This is a genomic window from Nocardia sp. BSTN01 (assembly GCF_015354405.1).
In the GTDB taxonomy this organism is placed as follows: Bacteria; Actinomycetota; Actinomycetes; order Mycobacteriales; family Mycobacteriaceae; genus Nocardia.
Window position 1 is genome coordinate 25,132 of the sequence record NZ_JADKYP010000042.1, and the last position, 21,698, is coordinate 46,829.

General features: G+C 67.6%; 21 protein-coding genes. 17 read left to right on the plus strand and 4 right to left on the minus strand.

Annotated features, from left to right (window positions below):
- The first annotated feature begins 68 nt into the window (after positions 1 to 68).
- Entirely contained in the window at positions 69 to 1,628 is a 1,560-nt protein-coding gene (locus tag IRT45_RS37850) for a hypothetical protein (RefSeq protein WP_194808563.1), read from the plus strand.
- Here IRT45_RS37850 and IRT45_RS26390 read toward each other — a convergent pair.
- From IRT45_RS26390 to IRT45_RS26400, 3 genes are all read right to left on the minus strand, one after another.
- Complete coding sequence (locus IRT45_RS26390) at positions 1,579 to 2,472, minus strand: hypothetical protein (protein WP_194808564.1); 894 nt, start codon at positions 2,470 to 2,472, stop codon at positions 1,579 to 1,581. The two genes, IRT45_RS37850 and IRT45_RS26390, sit on opposite strands and share 50 nt — an antisense overlap.
- Before the next feature lie 48 nt (positions 2,473 to 2,520).
- A complete protein-coding gene (locus IRT45_RS26395) occupies positions 2,521 to 3,267 on the minus strand; it encodes a helix-turn-helix domain-containing protein (protein WP_228535164.1) in 747 nt (248 codons plus the stop codon).
- 181 nt (positions 3,268 to 3,448) lie between these two features.
- Positions 3,449 to 3,724: a hypothetical protein gene (locus tag IRT45_RS26400; protein ID WP_194808566.1), complete on the minus strand. Its 276-nt coding sequence runs from the start codon at positions 3,722 to 3,724 to the stop codon at positions 3,449 to 3,451.
- 323 nt (positions 3,725 to 4,047) lie between these two features.
- On the opposite strand from IRT45_RS26400, the gene IRT45_RS26405 reads away from it, so the two are divergent.
- Positions 4,048 to 4,725, plus strand: coding sequence for a hypothetical protein (locus IRT45_RS26405; protein ID WP_194808567.1), 678 nt, complete (start codon positions 4,048 to 4,050; stop codon positions 4,723 to 4,725).
- Between the two features lie 407 nt (positions 4,726 to 5,132).
- Here IRT45_RS26405 and IRT45_RS26410 read toward each other — a convergent pair whose 3' ends face one another.
- The gene (locus IRT45_RS26410) at positions 5,133 to 5,978 is read right to left on the minus strand and encodes a helix-turn-helix domain-containing protein (RefSeq protein WP_194808568.1); all 846 of its coding nucleotides are present in this window, start codon (positions 5,976 to 5,978) and stop codon (positions 5,133 to 5,135) included.
- Between the two features lie 830 nt (positions 5,979 to 6,808).
- Between IRT45_RS26410 and IRT45_RS26415 the strand changes: the two genes are divergently transcribed.
- The 15 genes from IRT45_RS26415 to IRT45_RS26485 all read left to right on the plus strand — a co-directional run bounded on the left by IRT45_RS26415 (position 6,809) and on the right by IRT45_RS26485 (position 21,653).
- Positions 6,809 to 7,513 carry a hypothetical protein gene (locus IRT45_RS26415; protein ID WP_194808569.1) on the plus strand — a complete coding sequence of 235 codons (705 nt, stop codon included), beginning with the start codon at positions 6,809 to 6,811 and terminating at the stop codon, positions 7,511 to 7,513.
- Positions 7,510 to 8,751 (plus strand): cutinase family protein, encoded by a 1,242-nt coding sequence (locus IRT45_RS26420; protein ID WP_194808570.1) that lies wholly within the window; start codon positions 7,510 to 7,512, stop codon positions 8,749 to 8,751. The genes IRT45_RS26415 and IRT45_RS26420 overlap by 4 nt, the downstream gene beginning before the upstream one ends.
- Complete coding sequence (locus tag IRT45_RS26425) at positions 8,748 to 9,845, plus strand: lipase family protein (protein WP_194808571.1); 1,098 nt, start codon at positions 8,748 to 8,750, stop codon at positions 9,843 to 9,845. Before IRT45_RS26420 ends, IRT45_RS26425 begins: the two co-directional genes overlap by 4 nt.
- A gap of 222 nt (positions 9,846 to 10,067) precedes the next feature.
- Positions 10,068 to 11,390 carry a cutinase family protein gene (locus IRT45_RS37545; RefSeq protein WP_194808572.1) on the plus strand — a complete coding sequence of 441 codons (1,323 nt, stop codon included), beginning with the start codon at positions 10,068 to 10,070 and terminating at the stop codon, positions 11,388 to 11,390.
- A gap of 116 nt (positions 11,391 to 11,506) precedes the next feature.
- Positions 11,507 to 12,202, plus strand: coding sequence for a hypothetical protein (locus IRT45_RS26435; protein ID WP_194808573.1), 696 nt, complete (start codon positions 11,507 to 11,509; stop codon positions 12,200 to 12,202).
- The gene (locus IRT45_RS26440; RefSeq protein WP_194808574.1) at positions 12,199 to 12,855 is read left to right on the plus strand and encodes a hypothetical protein; all 657 of its coding nucleotides are present in this window, start codon (positions 12,199 to 12,201) and stop codon (positions 12,853 to 12,855) included. The genes IRT45_RS26435 and IRT45_RS26440 overlap by 4 nt, the downstream gene beginning before the upstream one ends.
- Positions 12,852 to 13,136, plus strand: coding sequence for a hypothetical protein (locus tag IRT45_RS26445; protein WP_194808575.1), 285 nt, complete (start codon positions 12,852 to 12,854; stop codon positions 13,134 to 13,136). The genes IRT45_RS26440 and IRT45_RS26445 overlap by 4 nt, the downstream gene beginning before the upstream one ends.
- Before the next feature lie 113 nt (positions 13,137 to 13,249).
- On the plus strand, positions 13,250 to 14,185 hold the full coding sequence (locus tag IRT45_RS26450; RefSeq protein ID WP_194808576.1) for an alpha/beta fold hydrolase: 936 nt from the start codon (positions 13,250 to 13,252) through the stop codon (positions 14,183 to 14,185).
- Positions 14,182 to 14,418: a hypothetical protein gene (locus IRT45_RS26455; protein ID WP_194808577.1), complete on the plus strand. Its 237-nt coding sequence runs from the start codon at positions 14,182 to 14,184 to the stop codon at positions 14,416 to 14,418. The genes IRT45_RS26450 and IRT45_RS26455 overlap by 4 nt, the downstream gene beginning before the upstream one ends.
- A gap of 25 nt (positions 14,419 to 14,443) precedes the next feature.
- Complete coding sequence (locus IRT45_RS26460) at positions 14,444 to 15,082, plus strand: hypothetical protein (protein ID WP_194808578.1); 639 nt, start codon at positions 14,444 to 14,446, stop codon at positions 15,080 to 15,082.
- The gene (locus tag IRT45_RS26465) at positions 15,079 to 15,882 is read left to right on the plus strand and encodes a hypothetical protein (protein ID WP_194808579.1); all 804 of its coding nucleotides are present in this window, start codon (positions 15,079 to 15,081) and stop codon (positions 15,880 to 15,882) included. Before IRT45_RS26460 ends, IRT45_RS26465 begins: the two co-directional genes overlap by 4 nt.
- A complete protein-coding gene (locus IRT45_RS26470) occupies positions 15,879 to 17,285 on the plus strand; it encodes a hypothetical protein (protein WP_194808580.1) in 1,407 nt (468 codons plus the stop codon). The genes IRT45_RS26465 and IRT45_RS26470 overlap by 4 nt, the downstream gene beginning before the upstream one ends.
- Positions 17,282 to 18,760, plus strand: a complete 1,479-nt coding sequence (locus IRT45_RS26475; RefSeq protein WP_194808581.1) for an SCO6880 family protein — start codon at positions 17,282 to 17,284, stop codon at positions 18,758 to 18,760. The genes IRT45_RS26470 and IRT45_RS26475 overlap by 4 nt, the downstream gene beginning before the upstream one ends.
- Positions 18,757 to 20,523 (plus strand): hypothetical protein, encoded by a 1,767-nt coding sequence (locus IRT45_RS26480; RefSeq protein WP_194808582.1) that lies wholly within the window; start codon positions 18,757 to 18,759, stop codon positions 20,521 to 20,523. Before IRT45_RS26475 ends, IRT45_RS26480 begins: the two co-directional genes overlap by 4 nt.
- Positions 20,523 to 21,653, plus strand: a complete 1,131-nt coding sequence (locus IRT45_RS26485) for a C40 family peptidase (protein ID WP_228535156.1) — start codon at positions 20,523 to 20,525, stop codon at positions 21,651 to 21,653. Before IRT45_RS26480 ends, IRT45_RS26485 begins: the two co-directional genes overlap by 1 nt.
- The last annotated feature ends 45 nt before the right edge of the window (positions 21,654 to 21,698 follow it).

The window sequence follows — 21,698 nt, forward strand, 5'->3', positions numbered from 1 at the left end:
TCGACTTGACCACACGGGCAGCGCGACGTAGGCCCCGCGGTCTGCTGTGCCGATTCTGTAAGCAGCGAGTGGCAGTCGCTGAGGGCTCCTACCCGTCCGGGACCGCGTTCTTCACCGCGTGCCGCTGCGGTTCCTTCCAGGATCCGGATGGCGCCGCGCGAATGAGAGCAGCGACAGCGCAGTACCTGGAGCGCACACAATCGCTGGATATCTGCACGACGAACCGAGAACGTTTCGAAACCCTGATCCGTGACATCACCACCCGGGGCCCGGACCCACACCGGGTGGGGTCCGGCGCGCCGTTGTCCGATCTTCCGCAACTGCCGCCGCGAGGTACAGCTCCCGCGCTCGATGAAGCGGTCACCGCCAGTGCGCCGCTGGCGCGGTCCCGTTGCACCGCGGAGTGCAGCGACCACGAAGAGCACGTCTACATCGCGTGTTTCGAGGAGCCGACGACACTGCGCGACGCCGACACTGTTCTCGCGGTCACGCACTACGTGGGATGGACCCGGCAGATCCCTCCGGTGCGGCGCGTCAGCCAGCACGGCGCGGCCTGCCGAAAAGCACTGATAGCTGTCATTTCCGGGGACGCTTGGCGACGAACAGGAATTGAAGAACTCGGGAATATGTCCGAAATGCGATCGGCCCCTTCGCTAGCCCGCGAGCCGGATGGCTTCGGCGGGTCGGCCTGCTCCTTGGTGAAGCCGTCGGGCACCTTCTCTCGATTGCCGGCGGCGGGCGCGGTGGAGTTGTTCGCGGCCGTCAGTGTCAGCGGCGGCGATGACGGTGGTGGGGGATCGGCCGGCCCAGCGGTCGATGGCAGCGGCGCGGCGATGCGGGCGATCGCCGCGGCGGCTCCAGCGACCCTTCGTGGCGTTCGACTTGCTGCATCCGGTGACCGGTCGCTGATCGAGCTGCCTTACCTGAGGAGTCGTGAACTGCTCGTACAGTTGGCCTTGCCGGAACCGCGGCGGCAGATGCCGCCTAGCTTGAGCGGCCGGGGCCCGGACCTGCCGGCGCGCTCGCAAGAGCTCGGTTTGGAGGGCTTGATCGCCAAGCGCCTGGATGGGCCGCCACCTGCCCGGCCGCCGCAGTCCATCCTGAACCAAGATCAAAAACTGCGCGTATCGGAGGTGATCGTGGTCGGGTGGCGGCCCGGGGCCGGAAGCCGCTTCGGCCGGATTGGTTCGCTACTGGTGGCCGTACCCGACCCGGAGGGGAATCTCATCTGGGCGGGCAACGTCGGAACCGGCTTCACCCGGACCGCTCTGGCTGATCTACATGCCAAACTGACTGCGCTGCAAGGTGTTACGCCACCAGTCGTCAACAGCACCGTCGCACCGGAGTCGAAGTGGGTGCACCCTCGATTGGACGGCGTAGTGGCCTTCACCGAGTGGACTCACGCGCGCATATTGCGGCATCTGTCATGGCGTGGATTACGAGACATCGATCCCGCCCAGATCGAACCCTGGGACTTGGGGGTAGGTCACCCGGCACCAGACCTGAACGGAGGCGACCGACCACGTATGCCACCGGCGGTGTCGGCGATGGCACACGGTGCCTGCGGTCGTTGGGGCGTCACCGGATCCGGAGTGGAGCCAGTGCCCAGGTGCCGAAGGCGTGGCTGATGGTGAGGACGATCTGGTCGGGAGCAGCGCCGTCTTCGAGGTAACTTCGCAGGTTGATCAGGTTGTCGGCGGAGTGGACGTGCGCGAAGTCGGCGACGTTATCGCAATAGCATAGGTTGTGGTCGAGGCCTGCCGACAGGGTCATGAACCGCAGTGCTTCGGTGTTGATGTTGTTGGTGATGACCTGCCGGATCTGCGCGCGGTCGACACTCGCGCGCGATAACACGTCGTCGACGAGGTCGATGAGGGTGTGGCGGGTGAGTGCGGCGATGGTGTCGGGGTTGGTGGCGGCGCGGATGAGCTGGTTGGTGGCGGTGGCGGTGGTGAGGATTTCGATGCGGGCTGGTTCGGTGGTGATGAGGCAGGATGCGGCGCCGTCGCTGACGACGGAGTTGACTTGACGGAGTAGGCGTTGCTCGGGCGCGGTGCACGCGTCGGTGGTGACCAGCAGGACGGTGTCGGCTTCTCCCGTGGTGATCAGTGTGCGGGCGAGGTGCAGGGCGGTGCCGAAGTTGGCGCATTCGGCGGCCGTGACCCCGATCGGTGTGGCGTGGGTGAGGCCGAAACGCTCACTCAGCTGCAGGAGTTCGGTGTTTTCGATCTGTCCGAACCCGATGGTGGAGGAGGCGAGCATGAGGATGTCGATCCCAGACGCTGGGACCCGCGAGTGGTCAAGCGTTTCCGCGATGCAGGTTGCTGCCATGTCGATGGGCGAGTCGCGGGTGTGCCGGTAGGTGGCGAGTCCGACCTCGTGTAGGGCATCGACCAGTCCTGGCTCGGCGGAAATGGGTCCTATATCTGTGATGGGCCGCGGGTCGCCGGTGGTGTGAGCTATTCCGGTCATGAAAACGCGCATGGTGTTCTGCCTTGGGAAGGGTTGTGACACTGATGGTTATCGCCATTCCGCGCCGGCGTTGCTGATGGCGTAGGCGACGAGGATGGCGTGCGGGCTGTGGAATTCGCTGATCTGCAATGAGATAGCGGCCGGGCCGGGAGAACCGCTGTGCTGCAACAGGACCGGTTTGCCGGGCGGGCGGCCATAGCTGACTGTGGTGGGGTGTGTCGTCCAGAGTTCGGCGAAGCGCGCGTTGGCGGCCAGGGTGTGCAGCAGGGCGCGAGCATGGTGGCTGCGGCGGTAGGGGCCGATGGCTGCGCGAAGCGCGGCGACGACGTGAGGTGCTTCGTCATCCCAGTCGACGACCAGCTCACGCGCGGCCGGCTGGAAGAACCACAGGGCGATGTTGTTGCCGGCCTGACGAAGTCCGGGAATCGCGTCATATAGCCGGTCGCTGGCGGTGAGCACGGTCGACAGGGGAGTGGTGTAGGCGCAGATGATGCGCGCGGCATCCAGATATGCGAGGTGGGCGTTGACTTCGGGTGTCGCGATCTCGTGCCGGAGGTCGTCGTCGGCCGGAAGCCGCTGGGGCGGGTTCCACAAGTCGTAGGTGTGGCGACGCTGGGCGGGATCGAGGTCGTAGCCGCGCACGATCCTGGCCAGGGTGTCGATGGTGGGAACGGACCGGCCGTGCTCGATCTTGAACAGATAGGCCGTGCTGATCCGGGCACGAGCGGCGGCGATCTCGCGTGACCAGCCCCGCTCCTGGCGTAACTGATCCAACCACAGGCGCAGGTCCGGCATCTGCACCCGCGCAGCGATGCGGGCGCGTCGGGTACGTCTGGGTGGGTGCCTACCGTCTGTGTGGCCGCGTACTCGGTTCACCCGCCTGTCTCCGTCTCTCCCCGACGCCGTCTCGACCGGATCTGAAATATGAATAGTCATAGAGTTCGCGCGCATTCGACAGTGACCGATCGCTGGTGTTTCAACGCCGCTCGTTGGTGTCGGTGCGGTGGCGAGCGCTGAATTCTGCCCATGACATGGGCGGTTTCTTGGCGGCGAGTAATTCGGCGCGGTCGCGGAGCATGCATTCGGTGCGCAGCTGCACGGCGAATTGCCGAACGAATGCCGCCAATTCGAGGTCGTCGGCGGTGTCGGCGTAGGTTTGGATGAGGTTCGCGGCGTCGCTGACCTGTGACGCGACCCGGTAGCCGCGGTCGAGGTGGGATGACAACAACTCCCGGCGCTCTGGACCCATCATTCAATTCCCTCCCGCATTGCGCCGTGGGCGCGTTCGAACCAAATGTGTTGCACGCCGGCAATGCCTCGACGATGCGGCAGCCGAAACGCATATAGCCCTGTGTATTCATGACCGGAGTCACACCGGATTGTGTGGTTGCGGCCTTTATGCGCTTGCGTTCTAGCTCTAGCATTGTGTGCACAGTGCAGGGGGTCAACGGTTGCAGCGGCCACAACTTGTGGCCGGTTGCTCCATACGATCGACGGGGAGGTTAGGCCGTGACGGTACCGGCGAGGTTCGGAAACCTGGGAGCGTTCGTCGAAAAGCGTAGGAGGCAGCTGGATTTGGAACGAGGCGAGCTGGGCCGGCGGGTCGGGCTGGCAGCGGGAACGATCAAGGCGATAGAGCGCGATGAGCGTCGGCTCGTCGACGACAATCTCCGAAAAGTGCTGGGAGCGCTCGAAATTCAGGAGAACAACGTCCGGCTTCTGGTTTCGGCGAGGGAGGGGCGGCTTCGGTCCGATGACAGTGCGCCCTGTGATGTGGAGCTTCGCGCTATCGAGGCGATCACGGAGCCGGTGTTCATCCTCAACACCGTGATGGGCCGGATCGTGGCGGCCAACCGGTCGTGTGAGTCGCTGATGCATCTGCGTGCCGGGGTGAGTATCTACGAGTGGCTGGTGGCCGAGCCGTGGACGAGGCAGCTGCTCGGGCAGGACTGGCGCACGATTGTCCACGGCCTGATCTGGGGTGCCGCGCCGCTGATCGAGTGTGTGATGCCCGACGGTGAGCGGGAGCGTCTGCTCGACGTGTGTAGTCGGGTGCCGGAATGGGAGGTGTTGTGGACTACGCGCCCGGCCACCGCCGATTTCATCTACGGCGCGCGCATGACCGACCCAGGAACGGAAGACACCCTCGACTACTCGTTCACCGCGGCCGAGTTGCGGTTCCCACCGCGGGTCGGGTGGTGGCAGGGCCAGCTCACCCCCGCGGGGCCAGAGTTGGCGCGGGTGAGTGCCTGAACGTGGCCCGGGAGGGAACAGGCGGATGCCTGGCGGTCTTCCCTCCGGGCCACGCCCGCCCGTGACGCACACCGTCACGGGGGTCCGGGGGGTCGCCGCCGGCGGCGCCGGTGCTGCGGCGCCGACGGCGAGGTAGGCCGCTGCGGTGGCGTGGCTGCGGTGGCGGTGTGTTCGATGGCGGCGGCGATGTCGGCGGCGGTGAGAAACCATGTTCGCCCGGCCCGATATCCCGGCAGCGCGCCCGCTTTCAGCTGCCGCAAGTACCACGCTTCGGACTTGTGCAGAGCGCGAGCGCCGACAGAGACCGGGTAGGTCGGCTCATGCGGAACCGCTACTGCACCTGCGGCATCCTCGAACCCCTTGGTCTCTGGGTGCTCATCGGTCGACACACCAGCACCTCCTTCACACTATGAAACATGCTGTGCCCCAGCGCCGTTCGCGCCCTTATGCTCAGCGGTGGGCGATCGATACGCCAGGAACAGCCGAACTCCCGGTTCTTCGACGAGTTCGGTGACCTGCACGGTGACCAGCTCATCCCGGTCGCCCCAGCGGCGCGGAGACGGACCAACGTCGTAGGCGACCTCGACACCGCTACGCCACAGCCCAGCGAATAGGTCACTGCCGGCGAGTCGTCGAAGAAGCCGGGCTCCTTCCGGCGCATCGCGGAAGCGGCCCAGCGCCGCGCGCAGCGTCGCGACAAAGAACCGCGCATCCTCCTCGCCGGCACTTGGGCTGGACGGTCCGCCGGGCGAGGAGAATCGCCAGATGGCGAGGTTGTCCTCCGCGTGGTCCAGACCGGGAAACAGGCTCTGGAACTGATGGTTGGCCGCCACGACGTTCCACAGGGGATCGCAGAAGCCGCAGGCAATCGCCCGGGCGTCCCACGTCGCCAACTCGGCCTGGCGGCCACGCGTCGCTATGCGCGCGCGCAGCTCGTCCACCGGAGCCAGGACGGCTGCGGGTTCCCACAAGTCGATGGTGTGTCGGCTTTGGATCGGTGTCAGTTCGTAGCCGGTGATGATCTTGTCGAGGGTGTGGCGGCGCGGAGTCGCGGCACCGGTCTCGACCGACTTGAGATAGGCGGCACTGACGTGTGTGTACTGGCCGGCCAGCTCGCGGGTCAGGTCGCGGTGTTCGCGCATCACCCGTAGCCAGGGCCCGAGTGCTGGAATTCCAACCGGCACCTCACCAGTCAAACGGGGGACGTCCGGTGGCTGTCGAGCATCAGGTGAATCGGGTGTGGTGGTGGTCATGAAACCCCCTCGAACGCAGACACTTCCGTGCCGATGAATACAGGAATTAGTGAAAAGCTTTCTCCCCCGAGCGCTTTCGTTTCTATCAGAATCCCGCGATGGCGGCAACGAATAACCAGCGGTCTCACTGGCGAAGAGGCGCGCTCGACCTCGACCCCACGGCGGTGTTCACCACGTGGTGTCCACCAATCGGCGACGGGCGGGAAAAATTTCGAGGGATACTGGGAGTATCAATTTTCGCCGCTGTCGCACGTAAACCCATCTCTTTGTGGGCTAGCGCGGGTATATATAAAAACTCCATCCCTTCAACGCCTGGTGGACGAACGTTTTCCGCGTTTTGATGGTAGGGCAACTGCTCCTGCTCCGAAGGGAAATTGATTGTGGATCCGATGGTCGTTCTTTCCTTGATCGATACCGGCTCTGCGGCAGTCTCGAACGGACTGACGATCGCCGCCCAAGTGCTCTCGCTCGTCCTTCCGTTCCTCTGAGCTGCTGAAACATCGGATCAGCGCCCCGGGTCAGTTGGCGTTGACGACGCCGGGGCGCTGGCTCCCCGAAACGCCACACCATTCATTCTTTTCCTCTTTCTCTCCCTCCGTTCGAAGGGTTCATTCGGCATGCCGAAAACAGGATTCAGAAACGCCAGAAGACCCGTGACACCCAACAAAAGGGGGGAGCGGTTACAGGCAGGGAAGTTCCGACCTGCGTCGCTCGTGGTTGCCGGTGCTGTCCCGCTGTTGATCGCGCTCGCGTGCGCCGGCCCGGCGGGTGCATCGACGGCTTCGATCGCTGACCAGCCTGGCGTTACCAGCCCTTCCCAACCCGGCACCGTGACACCGCCGCCCCCACCTGCAGCGTCGCCGCCTGCGCCGGAACCTCAACCGGAACCGGCACCCGAGCCTCAGCCGACCTACGTCGAGCAGCCACCCGAGGTCCGCAACGGGTCCACCCCGCGCCCCGAACCCGCCGACGACCTGGCGCCGCCGGTGCAGGTGCAAGACCTGCATCTGCCCGAGACGGTGGCGCCGGTCGCGCCGATTCAGCCGCCGGACAACACGATTCGTATCGGTCAATGGCAGGCCCCGGCACCGGATTGGCTTCCACCCCAAGTACGTGACTGCATCAACAACACCGCAGCCGGTGCGGAAGCGCAGGTCGCCACCGCTCTGGATTCGATCGGAATCCCGGCAGGGCGCTCGGACCGGGTCAGTGGCGCAACGCTGGCCGGTGCCGGTATCGGCGGCGCGGCCGGAGCGGTCGCGGCCGGCGCACCGGTGGCCGCCGCGGGCGCGGTCGTGGGCGGGCTGATCGGCGGCACCATCGGCGGAATCGCCGGTGCCGCAGTAGGAACCGTGGTGCCGGTCCCGGTCGTCGGCACCGTTACCTCCGGCGTCGCGGGAACGGCAGTCGGTGCCGCGGCCGGTGCGGCAGCGGGCGCTGCCATCGCGGGTATCCCCGCGGCGGTGGCCGGTGCGTTGGCCGGCGGAACCGTCGGTGCCGGATTCGGCGCCGGAGTCGGGGTGGGCCAGCCATGACCGCCGCAACGCTCACTCTGAAATCGCTGGCAACGGCCGCTGTGAGCGCGGCGTGTGCTGCGGCGGTGACTGGTCTGGGTAGCGGCGCAGCCGATGCTGTGCCGATCCGTCCCGGTTGCCCAGCGTTGTACGTGATCGGAATCCAGGGCACGGGCCAATCGAACCCCGACCCGACCGCCGACACCGGAGTGATCGGCGCACTTCTGGGCCAGGTCCAGGCCGCGGCCCCGGATCTAGTGCAACACAGCACCATTCCGTACCAGGCGGGCTTCGGCGGGATCGTTCCCGGCGGCGGACCGGCACCCTACGCCGAATCGGCCACCGAGGCGCTGGCCGGCCTCGATGCCGCTGCCACCGACATCACCAACACATGCCCCAGCACGCTGCTGGCGGGTGTGGCGTATTCGCAAGGCGCCCAGGCGATGGCGCAATTCGCCCAGCAGGTCGGCGCCGGCAATGGACCGGTCGCGCCGGACAAGATCGCCGGGATCGCGCTCTACGCCAACCCCGACCGGCTCCCGAACTCCCCGGTCATTCCCGGCCGGCCCGGACAAACGGTGCCAGACCCCGCACCGGGCACACCGGGCGCTGCGGTCGCAGCAGTGCAGATCCTCAACCCGCCCGCGGCCGGTAGCGGTATCGCCACCGACGGCAGCGGCTACGGCGCTCTGACCGGTCGTGTCGCTGATATTTGCACCGACGGTGACCTGGCGTGCTCGGCACCCGACCACGCTGCCCTGCTACGCGTCGGCGCGGAAATCGCCGCCCAGGCCGACCTGCGCGACCCCATCGCTGCTCTGTCGTCGATCAACGGGTTGTTCTCGACGGCGATGGGGCGAGCGTGGACCACGGTGCTCGCCGAGGACTTCCACACCGACTCCGGCAACGCCGACTACCTACCGGGAAAACCGTTGGCGCAGCGACTCATCGACGCCGCCGACCCCCGAACCCCCGCACCCGGACCGGATCAGGCGCAGGAAGCCGCCCAGCGATGGGATCAGATCACCGCCGCGGCGACGGCGAACCCACTCGGCATCGTGCCGAAACTGACCGGCCAACTCGCCGCCGCATGGGGCCAGCTGGTGGCCGACAACGCCGACCTGATCAACCCGACGGTGTGGCTGCACTACGGCGACACCGTCGCCCGCCACAACGGCTACCTCACCAGCGGCCAACTCGCCTCCGGCGTCGCCTGGATGACCGCCCTCGCCCACGACGCCGCAGGACACCAGTCATGAACGACACCGGCACCGACTTCTACACCCCGCCCACCCTCCACGACTCCATCGAGCCCGGCCGCATCCTGCGCATCCGCAGGGCCGACACACCCAGGCTGGTCGGGGCAGGCGCGGCGTGGCAGCTGCTCTACACCTCCACCGACACCCACGGCGAACTGACCGCGGCCTCCAGCATCGTGATCGCCCCCGACACCGATCCCGAACTCGGGCCAGGCCCGATCCTTGTCTACCACCCGAGCTTCCACGGGCTCGGCGGACCCTGCGCACCGTCGCGGTTGCTGGCCATCGGTGCAGAACCCGACACCGCACCGATCACCGCGGCGCTGGAACGCGGCTGGATCGTCGCTGTTCCGGATGGCGAAAACCTCGGCATCACCGGCCAGGGCCCGCACACCTTTCTCGCCGCCCGCGCCGCGGCACACCACACCCTCGACCTCGCGCGCGCCACCTTCTCGATCCAGGAACTGAACACGCAGAGATCACCGGTGGTGGCGTGGGGGTATGCCGACGGCGCTCGCGCGGTCACGGTCGCGGCGCAGCTGCACCGCGCCTACGCACCGGAGGTGGACCTGCGCGGGATCGCTGCCGGCGCCACCATCACCGTTCCCGGCGCGCTGGCGGCATCGCTGAACACCGGTCCGTTTTCGGCGCTCGTGCTGGCTGGGCTCATCGGCTTGTCGCGCGCCTACCACCATCTGCCCCTGCGGCACGTGCTCTCGGCCGACGGCCGACAGGTTATCGCCGAAGCCGAAACCCGCAGTGCCCCGATGTTGCTGGCGCAGTATCGGTGCCCGATCGAGCACTGGTGCGATCGCAGGCAGCCGTGGACCGATCCCATGTGGCATTACGTCCTGGCTCGCGAAACCATCCCCGTCGACCAGTTACCGGGCGTGCCGGTGCACCTCTACCACGGCGCCCGCGACGCGCTGGTCCCGATCGGACAGAGCACCCGGCTGCTGTCGGCCTACCGCGAGGCCGGGGTCGAGGTGAGTTGGCGCAACTACGACCGCGGCCACCTCGACACCGCCCGCGACGCCATCACCGAGACCGTCGCACACCTGGCCGACTACCTCAGCATACCTAGCGAGGGGTGAAAAGCAATGCGATGCAGCACAACTCGGCACTTCCGGATAGTCGACCGCAAGAACCTGGTTCGCCGGGTTTGCGTGACAGCGGTGGGGGTCTCGCTGATCGCTGTGAGCGGCGTCCAGGTAGCGACGGCTGATCCGGCGGTGCCGATCGGGGAGCGGTGTCCGGCATTGTTTGTCTTCGGTGTCCAGGGGCCGGGCGAGTCGGCGACCGACACTGCACCGACGGTGGATACCGGTGCCCTCGGCCAACTGTTCATCCCACTGGAGGCGCGCGCCGGGGGCCTGATTCAGCGTCTCTACGTCCCCTACGGAACCAGCGAGACCGGCGACCCCGAGCCCTACGGTCAGGCCACCACCAGCGCCGCGCAGCGGCTCGAATCCGAGGCAGGCGAAGTCGTACATCGTTGCCCGACAACGAAGATCGCGGCGGTCGGCTACGGGCAGGGCGCGGCTGCCGTCGCCGATGTCGCCCACCGCGTCGGCGACAACACCGCCACCGTGGAAGCGGATTCCATCGCCGGGATCGCGCTGCTGGCCAATCCAGCGCGAGCGGGCAGCGACGTTCTTCCCGGCCGCCCGGAACAGACCACCCCCGCACCAGCACCCGGCACCACAGGAGCAGCGGTCGCGGCTATCCACTTCGCCAACACATCGCGCAACGGCACCGGCATCAGCGCCAACGATCGCGAGGACGTGGGAGTGGGATTCGGGGCATTGGCCGGTCGAGTCGCCGACCTCTGCGTACCAGGTGATCTGGCGTGCGATGCCCCCGCCGGTTCGCCACTGACGCAGACAGTGAAAAACGTAGCTGCTCAATCCAACCTCGGTGATCCGGTTGCCGCCATCTCGACCATCGCTCAGGCGCTGGCGGCCACGACCTGGAAAACGGCAATCGGCGTCGTCACCGACGACATCGCCGGCAACAGCCTGGACGAACTGAGCTACCAACCAACCAAACCCCTGGGGCAACGCCTGGCGGAGGCGTCGGACCCGAACACCCCGATGCCCGGCCCCGACGACACGCTGGCCGCGCTGTTCCGGATCGGCACGATCGGACTCAACACCGTCGTATCGGTCGCGCAGAAGGTGTTCACCCCGGCCACCATCGCTGAGCTGGCGACTGTCGGGATGGCCAACCCCGCCGCCGCGCTCGGGATCCTCGGCACGAAACTCGCCGGCGCGGTCGCCGACCTGATCCCGCCGCACACCGCACTGGGCTGGGTGAACCAGGCATTCGACGCCATCGCCTCCACCGTCACCGACGACAACCAGCTCTATCAGCTGGCCACCTACACCCAATACAGCGACACCGCAGGCCACCACGCCGCTTACACCAGCACCCCCGCCACCCCGTCGGGAACACCGGCCGTGGACGCGGTCGCCGACTGGTTCACCGCCCTGGCCCACGACCTCGCCGCCACCGACCCCAGCACGGCAACGCCACTACCCCCGACAACCACCACGGAGCCGGCCGCATCGACGACGCCCAGTTCCGTCCCTGAACGGACCGGCACGGCAACCCCTCCCCCTGCCGTGCCGAGTCCTTGAACCCCTTCGGCGGAGACGGTTTCTCTGCGCCAGAGATCAGTTCCGTCCTCGCGGGCCGACTCCGCCGAAGGGCCCACCCACCCATCCATCCATCCACGCCGAGGAGGTGAACCACCATGCCACACACCACATCCGCGGACACCACTCCGGCTCCCGGGGACGAATGGGGTTGGCTCGAGCCCGACTGTTCACAAGAACTGCAGTACGAGCCGACGCAACTGCATCCCGGGCGCACCGACACCCATCTCGCACCGCAGGCGCTGGGTCAGCAGCATCCGCGGCTCGGTATGCCGTCCGCGCGGGTGTGGATAGTCGTGGGTGCGACAGTGACTGTGGCCGCCGTCCTGGTGCTCATCGGTGCCCTGGTCGTTGCCGATCCCGGCGGACACGGCCTGGCTCCGACCCGGACCGCGGCCCCGCCCACGAGCAACGCCGCAACCGCTGGCGGGGCGTGCGCAGGACTCACCGGCACCACGGTCACCGATCGAGACGGTGACACACGGACCGTCGCCGGGGTCGTGGCGTCGTTCGAAAACGCCTATTACCGGCTCAGAAACGCAGACGCGGCACTGCGGGTCGTGGCGCCGGAGGCAGGCCTGGCGGCCGATGCGCTCGCCGCCGGGATCGCCTCCATCCCGGCCGGCAGCACCTATTGCGTGGCGATCACCCCGATCGCCGGTGGTAGCGCGAACGTGCACGTGGTCGAGCAGCATCCTGACCGCACCCGCACCGACTACCTGCAAGTGATCAACACCCGCCCCGACGGGCCCGGCTTGGTGATCACCAATATCCAGAAGCAGGCCGGACCATGACCGCTCTCGCCGTACACACTTACGATGAGCCCGCCGGCGGACGTCTCGACCCGACCACCGTCACAGGACCCGACCCGGAAAACCGTGCGCAGGTACGGAATTCACCGCTACCCGTCACGGGGGCGTATCCGCCGCTGTTCGCGGTGCTGGGCGCGCACGGCGGCGCGGGCACCTCGACGCTGGCCCGGTGGTGGGCACACGCCGCCGATATCGGGCTGGCGTGGCCCGCCTCGACAGTGACCACCCAGCGGGTAGTGGTCGCGGCTCGTGACTGCCTGCCCGGGTTGACCGCTGCCGCGGACCGGCTACGGGAATGGCATGCCGGGCTCACACCCCCGGGGGTCACCGTGGTCGGGCTGGTGCTCGTCCCGCCGCGGCCCGGCCGGGTCCCGATGGCGGTGCGTCGCTACCGCAGCACGGTCGCCGCCCTGGTCGAGGGCGCTGTGTGGTCGGTCCGGTGGCACGACGAACTGCTCACCCATGAACTCGACGACCTCGCCGCCTACACGCCCAGCGACCTGCCGCCGCCACGGCGAGCCCATCTGAGCGAGGCGGTCCCGGTCGACATCCACCGCGTCGGCGCAGCGATTACCGCACGCATCGCCACCACCCGGCCTGTCCAATCCGACCCCACACGCAGGAGATCGTTATGACCTCTACCGTCGTTGACAGTATTGCAGTTCTGGCACAACAGATTCCGATCACACCGCAGGCGCCACCGGGGTCGGCGGGGCTGACCAAGGTCGTGAACTGGCTGGCCTGGGCGGTGATGCTCGCCGGTATCGCCGCACTCATCTACGCCGGCGGCAAATTCGGGTGGGAACGCTGGCACGGCGGCGCCGTGGAGAGCCCCAAGATCGTGTTGGGCGCCCTCGTCGGCGGAATCATCGCCACCAGCGCCGGATCCATCATGACTCAAATCGTCGCCAAATAAGCAGCGCACCAACGGATCCGGCTTGCCACACACAGGGGTGACGGGGCACTTCGAAACGCCGGACCCAACCGTCTCAACAAGTACTCGATTCTGAAACAAAGGAATTCACACCTATGCCAGTCACCGACACCTCCCCATTGGAAATGACCACCAGCGACGGGCTCATGCTGGCCGCAGATCGTTGCGGGCCAGCGTTCGCCGCAGCGACCGTTGTCTATGTTCATGGGTTGCTGTGCGACGGCAGCTGGTGGCAACCGCTGACCAAGCAAGTCCACGATCGCCTCGATGGCCAGATCGCGCAAATCGTCTGGGACCAACGCGGACACGGCCGCTCCGGTCGCCCCCACCGCAGCGTCGAGACCACCCTCGAGCACTTGGCCGACGATCTCGACGCCGTGCTCACCCAGGCAACCGGGGCAGTCGTGCTGGTCACGCACTCGGCCGGATCCTTGGTCGCTGCCGCCTACGCGCAGCGCTACCCGGCGCGCGCCGCCGCCCTGTCGGGACTGGTGCTGTTCAACGCCACCGGAGAATTCCCCGAATTCCCCGCCCTACCCGAACATTTCACGACTGCGGCGACGCGGATCAAGATGCTTCGCCACGGCCCGCTCGACCACATCGCGGCCGCGGCTGCGTCGATGGCCGAACGACGCTTCCGCCGGACGGCACGCCGGCTGGGGTCTAGGGCTCCGCTGGCCACCGGGGCCCGTCCGGGTGATCCGCGCGTGTTGACCGACCTCATGCACGCCTACCGCCACTTCTACCTCGACCCCGAGACCGCGGCCGGGTTGCGGTCGGTGCCGTCGTTCGTGGTCACCGGCGACCGCGACCGGGTCGTGCCCGCCGCCCAATCGACACGGTTCGCGGAGAAGATCTGGGCTGACCAGCAGGTGGTGCCCGGTGCCGGGCACTCTCTACCGAGAAGTGACCCCGAGACGGCCGCCGAGGTGATCGTCGCGGCCCTCGATGTCGCCTACCGCGCCGACGTCGACGAGCTCCTGCTCGGCCAGGACGGCGAGCTGGCCGCCGACCCCGACGGTGCGCCATGAGCGCCACGACCCGGCTGGACCCGAAAGTCCTCGGCCCGCTGACCCAGCTGCTGGGGTGGCTGGCCTGGCTGGTGCTGCTGCTCGCGATCGCCCGCACCATCTGGATCGGCTGGCAGCTGGCGTGGCGACTCCACCGCGAGGAAGCGATCGAAGGACTCGCCGGCGCCCTGCTCGCCGCCGTCCTCGTCGGCTCCGCCAGCGGCATCGCCGCCGCCCTGTTCCCCACCCACTGAACTCCGAACCCCTTGGGAGACACCAGTGAACTCACACACCCCCCACCACGTCGGACTCACCGCACTGATCGGCCTACTCGGCATCGCCACCCTCACCGGCTGCACCGGCCCCGGCGACCACACCGCCCCGCCCGCGACCCCATCGCTGCCCGCGGACATCCACGCCGCACCCACCAACGTGACATCCTCTGTCTACCAGGGCATCTCGCTCCCGGTGGCCGACGAAGGCCCTCACATGGTGACCGGTGCGGTCGCGGCAGGGTTCACGCACACCCCGGCCGGGGCGGCGCTGGCCGCCATCCAAGCCATCGTGCGGATGTCCCTGGCGCCCGACGATCAGTGGGACCTCGTCGGCCAACAGATGCTCGCCCCCGGCGCCGGACGCGATGACTGGGCCGTCGCACGAGCCCAAATGTCGATCACCACCCCGGCCACCGGCACGCCACCGAAGATCCTCGGCTACCGCATCACCGGCTACACCCCAGACCGGGCCGACACCGCGATCTACACCCAGCAACCCGACACATCGCTGACCTGCAACACCGCCACCGTCATCTGGCAGGCCGGCGACTGGAAACTGCTGCTGCCCGACGGACACCACCCCGCACTCGTGACGTCACCCAACACGCTGCCCACCGACACAATCCTGCTCCCGATCCGATGAAGACCACCACAACGACCCCACCACCGAACCGCCACCGCTGGCTCGGACTCGCCGTCGCCCTGGCCGTCCCGCTCAGCGGATGCGGCACTGACGCGGCTCAACCCCCGTCCGCCGGTTTATCCACAACGACCCCCACGGCTGCGGCGCGGCCCCCGCTCAGCGCGACACCGGCCCAGCCTCCGACCACCGACCTGTTCGGCAACCGCCTTGACGTCGTCGGCGACGAAGGGCGCGCGCAGACCCAAAATCCGGCCACGCGAACCAGCTCATCGGCGGGCGACTACCTCACCGCGGCACCAGCGCAAATGTCTTGGCAACGCGGATGGGGTGGCGCCGCGCTACCAGTTTCGGGCAGTGACGGTCCGGCTTACATCGACCACGGGATCGCCTCCGGGTTCGCCGACACCCCGCAAGGCGCGGCGCTTGCTGCCTGCGACGCGATCGCCCGCGCCCTCGCCGCGCCAGAAGAAGTGTGGCAGAACGTGGTTCGGTCCCGATTCGTCGGGGACACCGACGCATTCATCGCCAGGATGACGCGCGGCCGCACCCGCACACCGGATGCCGCCCGCTATGTCACCGTCCCCGACGGCATCCGCATCCGCCCCGGCTACCGCCCCGACTTCGCCGTCGTCGACATCGCCACCCGAACCCGCGACGGCTACACCTACGCCTCCTGGCCCATGACCTACGACCACGACGACTGGCGAATGCGACTACCTGACGACATCGAAACACTCTGGCAGCCAGGCGTTCCCATCGAAGCGCTTGCCGGCTTCGGGCAATGGAGGACCACCACATGACGACATCCATCGCCGCCGTCACCCATGCTCAACTGCCGGACATCGTGTGCGACCTGCCCACCGGACCTGGCGCGGTGTGCGCGTTGAAACAACTCGGCGGCAAAGCCGCCAACTCCGTAGCGAACTCCGCATTCGACAGCATGGTCGACTCTTTGGTCAACGGCATGACATCCGGAATCCGATTCGTGATGACGTGGTGGGTCAACCTACCCTCTCCGCAGCTAGCGGCGTCCACTGGGGAGCCGGGCCCTGCCTTGGCGGCCATCCGCGGGTACACCGGCGGTTTGCAGGTTCTGCTGATGATCGCGGGGATTTTGTTCGCCGCCGCTCGGCTGGCGATGGCCAAACGTGGTGGTGTTGCGGGGGAGGCGCAGGAGAGCTTCCTGATGTTCGCGCGGGCGGTGTTCGCCTCGATGATGTTCTCCGCGTTGATCACTACCGGCACGAAAGCTGGAGATGCGTTCAGTGACTGGGTGATCAACGACGCGACCGGCGGCGATCTGCACGGAGCGGTCGAGCGGTTGGTCGACAACAACCTGCGCGGTCACAGCAACCTCGGCTCCGGTGTCCTGCTCGTGCTGGCAATCCTCGGCTTGATCAGCATGCTCGTCCAACTCGCAATGCTGGTCATCCGCCAAGCCGTCCTCATCCTGGTGGTCGCGGCGATCCCGCTGGCCGCAGCTGCCGCGGGCACCGGCCCCGGTTCCCAGGCGTACAAGCGGATGCTGTCGTGGTCGCTGGCGTTCGTGTTGTGGAAACCGGTCGGCGCCCTCATCTACGCGATCGCTTTCACCGCCGCGGGCACGAAAACCACTGGTCAGCAGCAAGATCCGCAATTGGTGTTGCTCGGCATGATTCTGTTGTTGTCGGTGACGATCGTGCTGCCGGCGTTGATGCGGCTGGTCGTGCCAGCGGTGGCGACTCTCGGCGGCGGGGGAGGGGCAGGCGCTGCACTCGCCGGTGGCGCTCTCGGTGTCGCGATGGGCGCAGCCGGAGGTGACCGTTCCGCAGCCCGCAAGATGACCGAAGGCGAAAACGCCACCAGCGGTGGAGGTGGCGGTGGTCCCAATTCGCCGCCGAGTGGCCCATCGGGCGCGGCAGGAGGCGGCCGTCCTCTCTCGGGTGGCACCGGTGGTGGTGGAGCTTCGCCCGGCGGCGGGGCCTCATCCGGAGGGGCCGCACCGGCGGGAGCCGGGGGGCGGTCGGCGGGCTCAGCGGGATCAGCCGGTGGTAGCTCCCGTGCGGGTGGCGGGGCGGCTGCTGGGGCGGGCATCGCTGGAGCGGCCGTCATGGGCGCGCAGTTGGCTGGTCAGGGTGTGCAGTCGGCGAGTTCGGCGGTCGAGTCCCGAGCCGGTGACAGCTGGGATATCGATGCGCCCGGCCCGTTGGAGGTGCGGCGATGACCAGTCCTCGCATGTACGGCAGATGGGAGAAACCGCGCTCGGCCGGGTTCTTCGGGATGACGTGGGGTGTGAGCATGCTCGCGCTGGCCCTGCTGATCACCGTGATGGCCACATTCATGATCACCCGATCCATCCCTACCACACTGATCGTGCTCGCCTGCGCTGCAATAGTTTTCACGCCCCTCGTCATCACGATCGATGGCCGGACCGGGTGGGAGACGGCGGTCTTGCGGGTTCAGTTCGCGGCGGCGAAAGCGCGGGGTGAGCTGCTGTATCGGTCTGGCCGGTTCTCCCGTATCCCGGGCGTGGCGAGATTGCCTGGGCTGCTGGCTGATTCACGCCTCGCTGAGTGGGAGACCCCTGGCGGGAAGCGGTTCGCGATCATCCATATTCGCCGTACCGATCACTGCACGGTGGTGCTGCGGGTGCTACCGCGCGGCAAGGAACTGGTCGACCAAGCACAAATAGACGCCTGGGTTGGCGAGTACGGGCATTTCCTGGCCTCGCAGTCACGCGGCGGTGAGGTCGTCGCGGTCACCTCGGTGCTCGAGAACATCGCCGAAACACATCTCAAGCAACGCCGCGAAGTCGCACGCCTGGTCCGGCCGCAGGCACCGGAATTCGCGGCTGCGGTGATGCGTGAGGCCGCCGCCGATATCGGCGGAGTCGGTGTGCGGACAGAAGGCCGCATCGCCATCACCTACCGTGCCATTGGCACCTCCCGCACAACGCGGCGGGATCTACCTGAGCAGGCCCGCGAGATCGGGCAACGCCTGCAAGGGGTGCTGTCCCAGCTGGCCCGTGCGGGGCTGCCGGCCACGCCGTTGCAGGCGTGGGAGGTGCTGGGGCTGGTGCGGTCGCGCTACGACCTGGCCGCCCAGCGCGATATCGAAGCCGCCGGCCCGGCGATCACCGATACACAGTCGTGGGATTCGGTGGGCCCGATCGCGCACGAGGACCGCTGGGACCATCTGGTGCACGACGGGGCCCGCTCCATCACCTGGGAAATGGACGCCCCGCCGCGGGGCGCGGTGCTGGAAACCGGTCTGGAGGAGTTGCTGCGCCCGCGCGCGGATGTGCCGCGCAAACGGGTCGCGATCGTGTACCGCCTGCATTCGGCGGCCGAGGCCACCGACATCGTGGACTCCGACTTCCGCGACGCGCTGGCCGCCGAACAGACCGAACGCGGTATCGCCTCGGCTGCGGCGTCCATCCGCGTCGACAACACTCGCGCCGCCCGGCAGGAACAGGCCCGCGGTGCCGGTCTCACCCGATTCGGGGTCCTGGTCACCGTCACCGACGTCCTCGACGCCGACCTGCCCGGCATCGAAGCCTCCGTACGCACCATGACCGCGGCGTCGCGGCTGCGGGTGCGCCGCTGCTACGGCTCCCAAGCCGCCGCCTTCGCCGCCTCCCTCGGCATCGGCCTGATCCTGCCCGAACACACCTCGATCTCGAAGCGGTTCAGCGCATGAACATCCATAACGAGACCCGGAAGGCCCGCCCTCCGCGAACGACGACCGTCGCGGGGATCCGCGTATTGACATCCCAGGCCCGCGCAGAGGCCGAAAGGGCCGCCGCCGGGCGCGGCGTGGCCGCCGTGCGCGCTCGCTGGGCGCTGTCGAGTGACGATCATCGCCGCGCCACTGCCGCGCGGCGGGTGGAGGATTCGGTACGCGACGGATTCTCGCTGCCCGCAGCGGGTTTGACCGACCGCGGGTACCGCGGCGTCGGCGGTGGCCGGGCGACAGTGGTGGCGGCGACACCGGAATGGCGGGCGACCACGGTGCAGGTGGCCGGATTGTGGCCCTTCGCGGTCGGCGCGACCGCCCCGGTGGTCGGTTGCCCGGTGGGCTCGCATTTCGTGACGGGCGCGCCGGTGCATTTCGATCCGATGTCGTGGTTCGCCCGCGGGTTCATCACCGCACCGATCGCGTTCGTGTTGGCGCTCAACGGTTTCGGCAAATCCTCGCTGATCCGACGCCTCGCAACAGGGGCGGTCGCGGCCGGGGAAACCGTGCTGTGCATGGGCGATACGAAACCCGACTACCGCGATTTGGTCGAAGCGCTGGGTGGGCAGGTCGTCGACCTCGGCTATGGGCACGGCAGCATCAATCCGCTCGCTGTCGGCGCGCTCGGCACGATCATCGATCGACTCCCGGATCCGGATCAGCGCCGCCAGGTCGCCGCGCGGGTGGAAGCCGGACAGGTCAACATCGTGGCGGGGCTGATCGAGTTGGTCCGCGGCTCTCGCGTCGCCGACTACGAAGAAACCCTCATCGCCGCCGGGCTGCGCGAACTCTACAGTCCCGCAGGAGGATTCAGTCCGGAGCTGCCGCCGCGGCTGTCGGATCTGCTGGCCACGATCTCCGGCGGCGCGAACCGGTTGCGGCAGTTCGCCGAGGAAGACGACGACGTCGCATTCCGGGCGGCGACCAAAGTGCTGCGCCGCTCGCTACGCGCGGTGATCGAGGGACCGTGGGGCCAGATCTTCGACCGTCAGACCAGCACACCACTGGATCTGAACAGCCCGGCCGTGTGCATCGATGTGTCCCGCATTCCCGAAGGCGATACGAAACTGCTGGCGGCGGTGCTGATGGTGTGCTGGAGCGAAGGGTTCGGCGCGGTCGCCGCCGCTCACGCCCTGGCCGACGCAGGTCTCGCGCCGCCGCGCACGTTCGAGGTCGTCATGGACGAGATCTGGCGGGTGCTCGGTGCGGGGGAGTTCATGGTCGACCGCGTCGACGCCTTGACCCGGTTGAACAGGCCGCTGGGCACCGGGTTGATCATGTGCAGCCACACCATCAAAGACCTCGCCGCCTTCGACTCACCGGCTGCGCAAGCCAAAGCCCTCGGCTTCTTCGAACGTGCCCGCGCCAAAATCATCGGCCCCGTCGGACCGGAAGAGATCGAACGCCTCCGCGCCGCGGTATCGATCACCGACACCGAAAAGTTGCTGGTCACCTCCTGGGCGGCGCCCCGGCCACCGACAGACGATCACCTCGACAATACCGGCGAACGCGAAACCCCGCCCGGCACAGGATGTTTCCTGCTCAAAACCGGTGAAGCCGACGCGCCGGGTGTGCCGTTCCGCATGACCTTCACCCCGACCGAGCGTGCCCGCGACATCCACAACACCAACCGCCGCTTCTCTCACCTTACCGGAGAACACCACGACGGCCCGCAGCCATCGTTCGATGCTGAGGCTTTCGAGGTGGGGGAGGACGGCGATGAGTGATGTCGTCCACCAGAACCATCCTCACAGGCATCGTGGCACTGCCCGTCGCGTTGATCGTGTTGCTGGCAGTGCTCGTCGGCATCCAGCCCGCGGACTCATGTACGGCCCAGGTGCTCGCTGGGGGAGTGGCGGGCCCGACGGGGCAGTCGCTGGCGGGGTTGAACGAGCGGCAGTTGCAGTTGGCGCGCAATGGTGTCGTGATCGGCAAACAACGCCGGGCGCCGGAGTCGGTGATCATCGCCGAGCTGGCGGCGATGATCACCGAATCGACGTTGCGCAACCTCGCGAACTCCAACGTTCCGGAATCGCTGAGCTTCCCCAACGACGGAGTCGGCGCCGATCACGATTCGGTGGGCCCGCACCAGATGCGGGTCAGCGTCTGGGGACGCGTCGGTATCGCCGCCCTCATGAACGTGGCCTATCAGGTCAACTGGTTCTACGACCAAGCCGCCACCATCACCGGCGCCGCCTCGATGTCCTCAGCCGAACTCGCCCAAGCAGTCGAAGTGTCCGCACCGAACGCCTATGCCGGACAACTGGACCTGGCCCAACGCCTCTACGCGATGTTCGCCGACATCGACCCAGCGTCCATGCCCGCCCCCGCGCCAGGACAACCGGCTCCTGGATGTGGACCCGGCTCGGGACCACCCGGCGCGCCAGTGCCGGCCAGTGGGTACGGACAGGCGGTCGTGGCCGCGGCGCAGCGGTGGATCGGTACCCCGTACGTGTGGGGTGGTGGAGACGCGAACGGTCCGACGGGCGGCGGGTTCGACTGCTCAGGGTTGACGTTGTACGCGATCTACCAGGCTTCGGGTGGGCGAATCCGGTTGCCGCACTACACACAAGCCCAGCAAGACTCACCAGCTGGGCAGGTGGTTCCGTTCGATCAACGCCAACCCGGGGATCTGATCTTCCTCACCTCTGCCGGCGAGAGCGATTCTCACCATGTCGCCGTGTACGCGGGCCGCGACGCCGACGGTACGGACCTGGTCATACACGCCCCGCAAACCGGCGAAACCGTCACCACCGCACCTCTTTCCCGCGTCGCTGGATCCGACCACCTCGACGTCCGCCGCTACACCACCCCGCAACCTCGAAGCCCGACAGTGGAAGAGGGAAAACAGTTGTGACACCGAATAATTCGCATCGACGACGTGAGGCGGGATCCGGCCGTG